Raw genomic sequence first — 267 nt, 5'->3', positions numbered from 1 at the left:
AGGTCATACGGAGAGAGTGGCCTCGTAGGTGGCTCCTCTGCCACCAAGCCCACACTCCATACCAAGAGCACCAATATCAATAGGTTTCTTTTCATCCTTCTCTACACAACTTATCTTATATCCCCAAAGATACCTATTTTACACCAATCTCACAAGGAGCCAATACACCAGCCGACCACAATCTCCACCTCCCCATACTAGGTGAAAAGCTCGCCGAGTAAAACAGCAAAAATGCCCCTTTACAGAGAATGTTGCACAAAGTGCCAT

The organism is Porphyromonas sp. CAG:1061 (assembly GCF_000435035.1).
Classification (GTDB): Bacteria; Bacteroidota; Bacteroidia; order Bacteroidales; family Porphyromonadaceae; genus Porphyromonas_A; species Porphyromonas_A somerae.
Note: the sequence above shows the minus strand (reverse complement) of the source record.